This is a genomic window from Verrucosispora sp. SN26_14.1, from assembly GCF_004307965.1.
GTDB lineage: Bacteria > Actinomycetota > Actinomycetes > Mycobacteriales > Micromonosporaceae > Micromonospora.
Window position 1 is genome coordinate 1 of sequence record NZ_SISL01000292.1, and the last position, 7,640, is coordinate 7,640.

Annotated in this window: 6 protein-coding genes and 2 pseudogenes; 4 read left to right on the forward strand and 4 right to left on the reverse strand. The window is 72.0% G+C overall.

Annotated features, from left to right (window positions below; genetic code table 11):
• Window positions 1-692, forward strand: a 692-nt coding sequence (locus tag EYA84_RS22000; protein WP_131054940.1) for a hypothetical protein, incomplete at its 5' end; no start/stop codon positions are given.
• Between the two features lie 159 nt (window positions 693-851).
• A complete protein-coding gene (locus EYA84_RS22005) occupies window positions 852-1,583 on the forward strand; it encodes a class I SAM-dependent methyltransferase (RefSeq protein WP_131054941.1) in 732 nt (243 codons plus the stop codon).
• A gap of 17 nt (window positions 1,584-1,600) precedes the next feature.
• On the opposite strand, the gene EYA84_RS22010 is transcribed toward EYA84_RS22005, so the two are convergent.
• Window positions 1,601-2,329, reverse strand: coding sequence for a MerR family DNA-binding transcriptional regulator (locus EYA84_RS22010; RefSeq protein ID WP_131054942.1), 729 nt, complete (start codon window positions 2,327-2,329; stop codon window positions 1,601-1,603).
• A 180-nt stretch (window positions 2,330-2,509) separates the two neighbouring features.
• On the opposite strand from EYA84_RS22010, the gene EYA84_RS22015 reads away from it, so the two are divergent.
• The gene (locus EYA84_RS22015) at window positions 2,510-4,783 is read left to right on the forward strand and encodes an excinuclease ABC subunit UvrA (protein WP_131054943.1); all 2,274 of its coding nucleotides are present in this window, start codon (window positions 2,510-2,512) and stop codon (window positions 4,781-4,783) included.
• 77 nt (window positions 4,784-4,860) lie between these two features.
• On the opposite strand, the gene EYA84_RS22020 is transcribed toward EYA84_RS22015, so the two are convergent.
• A complete protein-coding gene (locus tag EYA84_RS22020; protein WP_131054944.1) occupies window positions 4,861-5,283 on the reverse strand; it encodes a protein-tyrosine phosphatase family protein in 423 nt (140 codons plus the stop codon).
• Window positions 5,284-5,651: 368 nt separating this feature from the next.
• A pseudogene (locus EYA84_RS22025) lies at window positions 5,652-6,437 on the reverse strand (DedA family protein); the annotation flags it as partial.
• A 137-nt stretch (window positions 6,438-6,574) separates the two neighbouring features.
• Here EYA84_RS22025 and EYA84_RS22030 point away from each other — a divergent pair.
• On the forward strand, window positions 6,575-7,282 hold the full coding sequence (locus EYA84_RS22030; protein WP_131054945.1) for a carbon-nitrogen hydrolase family protein: 708 nt from the start codon (window positions 6,575-6,577) through the stop codon (window positions 7,280-7,282).
• Window positions 7,283-7,288: 6 nt separating this feature from the next.
• Here EYA84_RS22030 and EYA84_RS32610 read toward each other — a convergent pair.
• Window positions 7,289-7,640, reverse strand: a pseudogene (locus EYA84_RS32610) (serine/threonine protein kinase); the annotation flags it as partial.

Here is a 7,640-nt window from a genome sequence, read left to right on the forward strand (position 1 = left end):
TCCGGGACAAGCTCTCCGGCGTACCCGCCGCCGCCGTCGCCGGCGTCGAGCAGGAACTGGCCAACCTCGACAAGCAGATCGAGGAGGCCAACGCCCGCCTCGCCGCCCAGGCCGCCAACCCCCAGGGCGGCGCCAACTTCATCCAGAACGCCATCCTCGGCCCACTGGCCAGCAAGCGCACCGCCGCCCTCGACCGCATCGGCATCAACATCAACCGGGCCGGTGGCCAGCGCCCGAACCTCGCCAGCCTCGCCACCTGCGGACTGAACACCCCGGGTACCCCCAGCGCGGTCAACGGCAACAGCGGCAACGCGGGTAACGGGAACGCCGGGAACAACGGCAACGCCGGTAACGGCAACGCGGGCAACAACGGCAACGCCGGGGCCGGCGTGGCGCAGCGGGTGAACTGCCCGAGTGTCGCCGACCGCCTGCCGGCCGTACCCGCTCAGGCCGCCGCCGAGGTGCAGCGCGAGCTGGCCAACCTGGACAACCAGATCGCGGACGCCAACGCCCGTCTCGCCCAGCTCGCGGTACGCCCGGAGGGTGGAGCGAACTTCGTGCAGAACACGGTCGTCGGCCCGCTGAAGGACCGGCGTGTCGCCGCCCTGAACCGGATCGCCACCGCGATCGGCCGGGTCGACGGCAACCGGCCCGCCGAGCTGGTCAACCTGGCACCCTGCTCGGTCAGCTGACCTGACGGAACGCTACGGATGGTGGGCGATGGCTGTAGCCATCGCCCACCATCTCTTTTTGCGGCATCTCTCACAACTGGTTGACCCCTCAGTCACCAAGCGACTACAAAACGTTACAGAGCGGGGCCGGATCCGCCGGCCGCGGTCGGAGGGGTGACCGTGGGTCTGATCTCGTACGACGACGCCGAGGCGGCCGCGTTCGCCGCCACCCGCGAGCTGGCACCCGCCGGCCTGACCCACTGGCGACACGCCGTCCGGGAGCACCTGCGACCACACCCCGGGTCGACGCTGCTGGACCTCGGCGCCGGTACGGGAGCCTGGGCCACCACCTTCGCCGGCTGGTACGGAGTACGTGTGCTGGCGGTGGAGCCGGCCCCGGCGATGCGTGACCGGTGCCCGCACCGGCCGATGCTCGCCGGTGAGGCGACCGCGCTCCCGCTGGCCGCGTCCAGTGTGGATGGTGCCTGGCTCTCGACGATGCTGCACCACGTACCCGATCTCGACGCCGTGGCCCGGCAGTTGCGCCGGGTGCTGCGTCCGGGCGCTCCGGTGCTGATCCGCTCCCCCTTCCCGGGACGGCACCAGCTCGTCGCCCTCTTCGAGTGGTTCCCGGAGGCGATCCGGGTGCTCGACCAGTTCCCCAGCCTGTCCCGGGTGCGCTCCGCGTTCGCCGCGGCGGGGTTCCCGGTGAGCAGCGTCGAGCCGGTCGCCCAGACCGTGGCCACCTCGCTGGCCGAGTACGCCGACCGGATCGACCGCCGCGCGCACACCCCCCTGCACCTGATCACCGAATCCGAGTTCCGGGCCGGCATGGCCCGGCTACGCCAGGCGGTCCGGGGCAGTGCCCCGGCACCGGTGGTCGACCACCTCGACCTGCTGGTGCTGCGCTGATCCGACCGGAGCGCGGATCAGCACAGGCCGAGGTGCCGCAGGTAGTCGTGCAGCGCGGCGGATCCGGCCAACCGACGCAGGCTGCGTCGGTGCAGGTCCTGTTCCCGCCGGGCGAGTTCCGCGCGGACCCGCAGCGGGCTGCCGGTGCTCCTCAGCTCGTCCAGCACCGCCGTGATGATCTCGAACGGGTAGGCACCCCGGCGCAGCAGCGCCACCACCTGGGCCGCACGCAGCTCGGCCTCGTCGTAGCGCCGGTAGCCGGTGCCCGGCTCGCGGCCCGGCCGGAGCAGACCACGCGCCTCCCAGGCCCGTAGCTGCGAGGTGCGGACACCCACTAGGTCGGCGACCGCGCCGACCCGGGCGGCCCGGCGGGGCACCGGGACCGGCGGGGCGGAGGCGCTCACCACCGTCTCGAAGGCGCCGAGCACCCGACGGATCTCGGCACGTTCCCGGTCCAGTTCGGCGTGCCCGGCGTCCAGCGCGGCCAGCACCGTCGGCAGGTCACCCACGTGCGCCGCCGCCATGATCTGGCGGGTACGCGCCCAGCCGTGCCCGTCCGCGACCGTCCGCGCCACGGTCAGCGCCCGCTGGTGCGCCGCAGTGAAGATCCGGTAGCCGCTCGGTGTGCGCTCCACCGGCGGCAGCACCCCGAGATCGACGTAGTTGCGCACCTGCTGCACGGAGATGCCGACCGCCGCGGCGAGGTCGACCGCGCGCAGTCGCCCGGTCGTCCGTCGTCCCGCCACCGGTTCACCCTAGCGCCTCACGGTTGTTTGAGACTTTGCGGCACCTTTCGCCGCTCGAAGGCGCTCAACGTCGACGAAAGTCTCCACGGGAAGGTCCATGAGACACTTGAACCTGGCCAGGCCATCCCAGCTCTTTCTTTCCGGGGCGGGAGTCCGTCCACGATCTCGCGAAGGGTTCGCATGCAGCAGCCAGCACGGTCCGCCGCCGACAGTCACGACGTGATCGAGGTACGCGGAGCACGGGAGAACAACCTCGACTCCGTCTCGGTCGACATCCCGAAGCGTCGCCTGACCGTCTTCACCGGCGTCTCCGGATCCGGTAAGTCGTCGCTGGTCTTCGGCACCATCGCCGCCGAGTCGCAACGAATGATCAACGAGACCTACAGCGCGTTCCTCCAGTCGTTCATGCCCAACCTCTCCCGGCCGGACGTGGACTCGCTGCGCAACCTCACCCCGGCGATCGTGGTCGACCAGGAGCGGATGGGCGCCAACTCCCGCTCCACCGTCGGCACCGCCACCGACGCGTACGCGATGCTGCGCATCGTGTTCAGCCGGCTCGGCACCCCGCAGGTCGGTGGAGCCGGAGCGTTCAGCTTCAACCTCGCCGAGGGCATGTGCCCCGCCTGTGAGGGCCTGGGCCGCGTCTCCGACCTCGACGTCAACGAACTCGTGGACGTGGAGAAGTCCCTCAACGACGGCGCGGTCACCGTGCCGAACTTCGCGGTCGACACCTGGTACTGGCAGACCATCGTCGGCTCCGGTCTCTTCGACCCGGACGTCAAGCTCCAGGACTTCACCCCGCAGCAGTGGGAGGACCTGCTCCGCAAACCGGCCACGAAGATCAAGGTGGGCGGCACGAACCTCACGTACGAGGGTCTGATCGTCAAGGTGCGCCGGCTCTACCTGGCCAAGGACCGGGAGTCGATGCAGCCGCACATCCGCGCCTTCGTCGACCGGGCGGTCACCTTCACCACCTGTACCGACTGCGACGGCACCCGGCTCAACGCCGCCGCGCTCTCCTCCCGCATCGCCGGACGCAACATCGCCGAGTGCGCCGCCATGCAGATCAGCGACCTCGCCGCGTTCGTCCGGGGCATCGAGGACTCCTCGGTCGCCCCGTTGACCGGGAACCTGCGGGAACTGCTGGACTCGCTGGTCGAGATCGGTCTGGGCTACCTCAGCCTCGACCGCGAGTCGGCCACCCTCTCCGGCGGTGAGGCGCAACGGGTCAAGATGGTCCGGCACCTCGGGTCCAGCCTCTCCGACATCACGTACGTCTTCGACGAACCCACCGTCGGCCTGCACCCGCACGACATCGCCCGGATGAACGACCTGCTGCTGCGACTCCGGAACAAGGGCAACACGGTCCTCGTCGTCGAGCACAAGCCGGAGACCATCGCGATCGCCGATCACGTGATCGACCTCGGTCCCGGTGCGGGCACCGGCGGCGGCCGGATCTGCTACACCGGCGACGTGGCCGGGCTGCGCCGCTCCGACACCCGCACCGGCCGGCACCTCGACCACCGGGTACGCCTGCGCGAACAGGTCCGTACCCCCAGCGGACAGCTGGCCATCCGCCACGCCGACCTGCACAACCTGCGCGACGTCAGCGTGGACGTCCCGCTCGGCGTGCTGACCGTCGTGACCGGGGTGGCCGGCTCGGGCAAGAGTTCCCTGGTGCACGGCTCGCTGCACCGCCGCGACGGGGTGGTCGTGGTCGACCAGGCACCGATCCGGGGCTCGCGGCGCAGCAACCCGGCCACGTACACCGGCCTGCTCGACCCGGTCCGCACCGCGTTCGCCAAGGCCAACGGGGTGAAGGCGGCGCTGTTCAGTGCCAACTCCGAGGGCGCCTGCCCGACCTGCAAGGGCATCGGGCTGGTCTACACCGACCTGGCGATGATGGCCGGCGTCGCCTCGGTCTGCGAACGGTGCGAGGGTCGGCGCTTCACCGACGAGGTGCTGACCTACCGACTGCGCGGTCGCACCATCAGCGAGGTGCTCGGCATGTCGGTCAGCGAGGCGCAGGACTTCTTCCCCGGCGGTGCCGCCCGGGTGGTCCTGGACCGGCTCGCCGACGTGGGGCTGAGCTACCTCACGCTGGGCCAGCCGCTGACCACCCTCTCCGGCGGCGAACGGCAGCGGCTCAAGCTGGCCATCCACATGGCCGAGAAGGCCGGCACGTACGTGTTGGACGAGCCGACCACGGGCCTGCACCTGGCCGACGTGGACCAGTTGCTGGCGCTGCTCGACCGGCTGGTGGACGCCGGCAACACGGTCATCGTCATCGAGCACCACCAGGCGGTGATGGCGCACGCGGACTGGCTGATCGACCTGGGGCCGGGCGCCGGTCACGACGGCGGACGGGTCGTGTTCACCGGCACCCCCGCCGACCTGGTCGCACACGGCGACACCCTCACCGCCCGGCACCTGCGCGAGTACGTGGCCCGCTGACGGACGTGCCCCGCCCGGCACCGTCGCATCGCGCGGGTGTCGGGCGGGGCACCCCGATCAGTGTCGTCGGCGGGGTGTCAGGTCAGGCGACGCAGCCAGCGACGTTGCCAGGGAGTCTCGACCGCGCGGGGCCGGTAGGCCGCCCGGACCCAGTCCACCGCCTGCTCGGCGGGCAACCCGTCGAGGATCGCCAACGCGGCCAACGCGGTGCCGGTCCGACCCGTACCACCCCGGCAGGCCACCTCCACCCGCTCGCCCGCGTATCCCCGGCGCAATGCCTCCCGCAGGGCCTCCAGGGCGTCGGCGCGGTCCACCGGTATCCAGAAGTCGGGCCAGCGCACCCGGCGGTGCGCCCATGCGGGCGTCGGGCCGGGAGCCAGCAGCAGGCTGAAGTCGGCCGGGGTGGCCGGGTCGGCGATGCGTCGCCCCCGCACCCGTACGCCGCCGGGCAGCGTGACCACCCCGGTCTGCGCGGCCCAGTCCTGCGGCTCGGCGCTCACCACCGGTGTCCCGACTGGTCCGGACGCCCCTGGTCCGGCACGGGCCGGTCGTCAGCCCAGGTGCGCTGGTCGGTCCCGGGCCGGTCGTCTGCCCACCCGGGGTGCTGGTCCGCCATGGGCCGATTATCTCCCCAGGCGTGGTGCTGGTCCATCACCGGCTGGTTCTCGGCCCACCCACGCTGCTCTGCCACCGGCCGGTCCCCCCAGACACTGTGCTGGTCCGCCGCAGGCCGGTTGTCGGCCCACCCACGCTGGTCCGCCACCGGCCGGTCCTCCGCCCAACCCGGCTGGTCGGCCACGGCCGGGTTGTCGGCCCACCCACGCCGGTCCGCCACGGGCCCGTCGTCCGGCCGGACGCGCTGGTCGGTCACGGGCCGGTCGTCAGCCCAGGCGCTGCGGTAGATGGTGCCCCGTCCCTCCGGGTCGGGGGTCCCGGTCGGCGCGGTCTCGGCCACCGCGGACGCGGTGTCGTTGGCGCGGAGCCCGCCGGTCCGCCGGGAGCGCCGCAACCGGGTGACCACGAACCACACCAGCCCGGCGAGGCAGGCCACGATGACCACTTTCTGGAGGATGCCGGCGTACCCCTCGACCAGGTGCCAGTTGTCGCCGAGCAGGTAACCGGCCATCACGAACGTGGTGTTCCAGATCAGGCTGCCGAGCGTGGTGTAGAGCGTGAAGGTGAGCAGCGGCATCCGTTCCACGCCCGCCGGAATGGAGATCATGCTGCGGAAGATCGGGATCATGCGGCCGAAGAAGACGGCCTTGACGCCGTGCCGGAGGAACCACTCCTCGGTCCGGTCGACGTCGCTGAGCTTGACCAGCGGCAGCTTGGCCGCGATCGCCCGGGTCCGCTCCCGCCCCAGCGCCGCACCGATCCAGTAGAGCGCCAGGGCACCGACCACCGAGCCGAGCGTGGTCCAGAAGATCGCCGCGACCAGGCTCATCCGGCCCTGTGCGGCGGCGAAGCCGGCGAGCGGCAGGATCACTTCGCTGGGGATGGGCGGGAAGAGGTTCTCCAACGCCACGGCCAGCCCCGCCCCCGGGGCACCGAGTCGCTCCATCAGATCGGTGACCAGGCCGACCAGGCCGTCCTCGGGTGGTGCGGACTGGCCGACGACGTCGGCGGCAGACGGAGCGTGCGGGGCATGAATCATGGCCCACACGCTACGAACTCACGCTGGGAATCGCACAATCACCCGTCGATCCAGGACCGAGCGACCTCGGAGAGCGATCGGCACCAGGGCCGCCTCGTCCCCCACGCCCTGTCACCGGTCGCTCTAAGCTACTCGGCATGAGTGGCACTCCAGCGCGCAGCCCGCTGCGGATCGCCGTCGCCCAGCCGCCGTGCGTGGCCTATGACGTCGAGGCGAACGTGTCGGCACACGCCGCGCTGGTCCGGGCCGCGGCCTCCCGGGTGGTGGTCTTCCCCGAACTCTCGCTGACCGGGTACGAACTGGACGCGCCGGCGCTCGACCCGACCGACCCACGGCTGACACCGCTCGTCGAGGCGTGCACCCAGACGGGGACGCTGGCGCTGGCCGGCGCGCCGGTGGCCGGTGAGCACATCGCCACCCTCGCGGTGGACCACACCGGCGCGCGTGTGGCGTACCGGAAGATGTCGCTCGGCACGGTGGAGGCCCGGCGGTTCGCGCCCGGCCCGGAGCCGGTCGTGCTGACCGTCGACGGCTGGCGGCTGGGCCTGGCGATCTGCAAGGACACCGGCGTGCCGGAACACGCCGCCCGGACCTGCGCCTTCGGCGTCGACGTCTACGTCGCGTCGGTCGTCGACCACGCGGCCGACACGGCGGTCCAGGACGAGCGGGCGCTACGGATCTCCACCACGCACCGGGTGGTGGTCGCGACGGCGAGCTTCGCCGGCTCGACCGGCGGTGGCTTTGTGGAGACCGCCGGGCGCTCGGCGATCTGGGCGTCCGACGGCGCGGTGCTGGCCCGCGCGGGCACGACGCCGGGCGAGTTCGCCCGGGTCACGCTCACCTGAGGCCGGTCAGTCGTCGTCCTCGTCGTCGAGTGAGTCCTCGACCTGGTCGAGCAGCCGCTCCAGGCGGTCGGCGAAGTCGGCCGGGACGCGGCCGCGTTCCACCTCGTCGTCGAGGCGGTCACGCACCTTCTCGATACGCTTCTCGCGGTCCTTGGGCTTACCGGTGGCGAGTTCGGCCAGGTCCTTGCGTAGCCGGTCGGCGACCTTGCGGTCGATGTCGCCGGTGAACTGCCCCTCGACGAGCAGCGCGATGAGTTCGCCCGCGGTCTGCCGCAGGTTGACCGGCTCGGGTCGGCTGGTCGACGGCGTGGGGCTGGGTCGTGGGGCGGCAGACGTCGGCGGGGGCGCGGAGGTCGGC

Excerpts from the sequence above, each read along its gene's own strand:
- EYA84_RS22015 (WP_131054943.1), top strand. The coding sequence starts at position 2,510 with ATGCAGCAGCCAGCACGGTCCGCCGCCGACAGTCACGACGTGATCGAG.
- EYA84_RS22030 (WP_131054945.1), top strand. The coding sequence starts at position 6,575 with ATGAGTGGCACTCCAGCGCGCAGCCCGCTGCGGATCGCCGTCGCCCAG.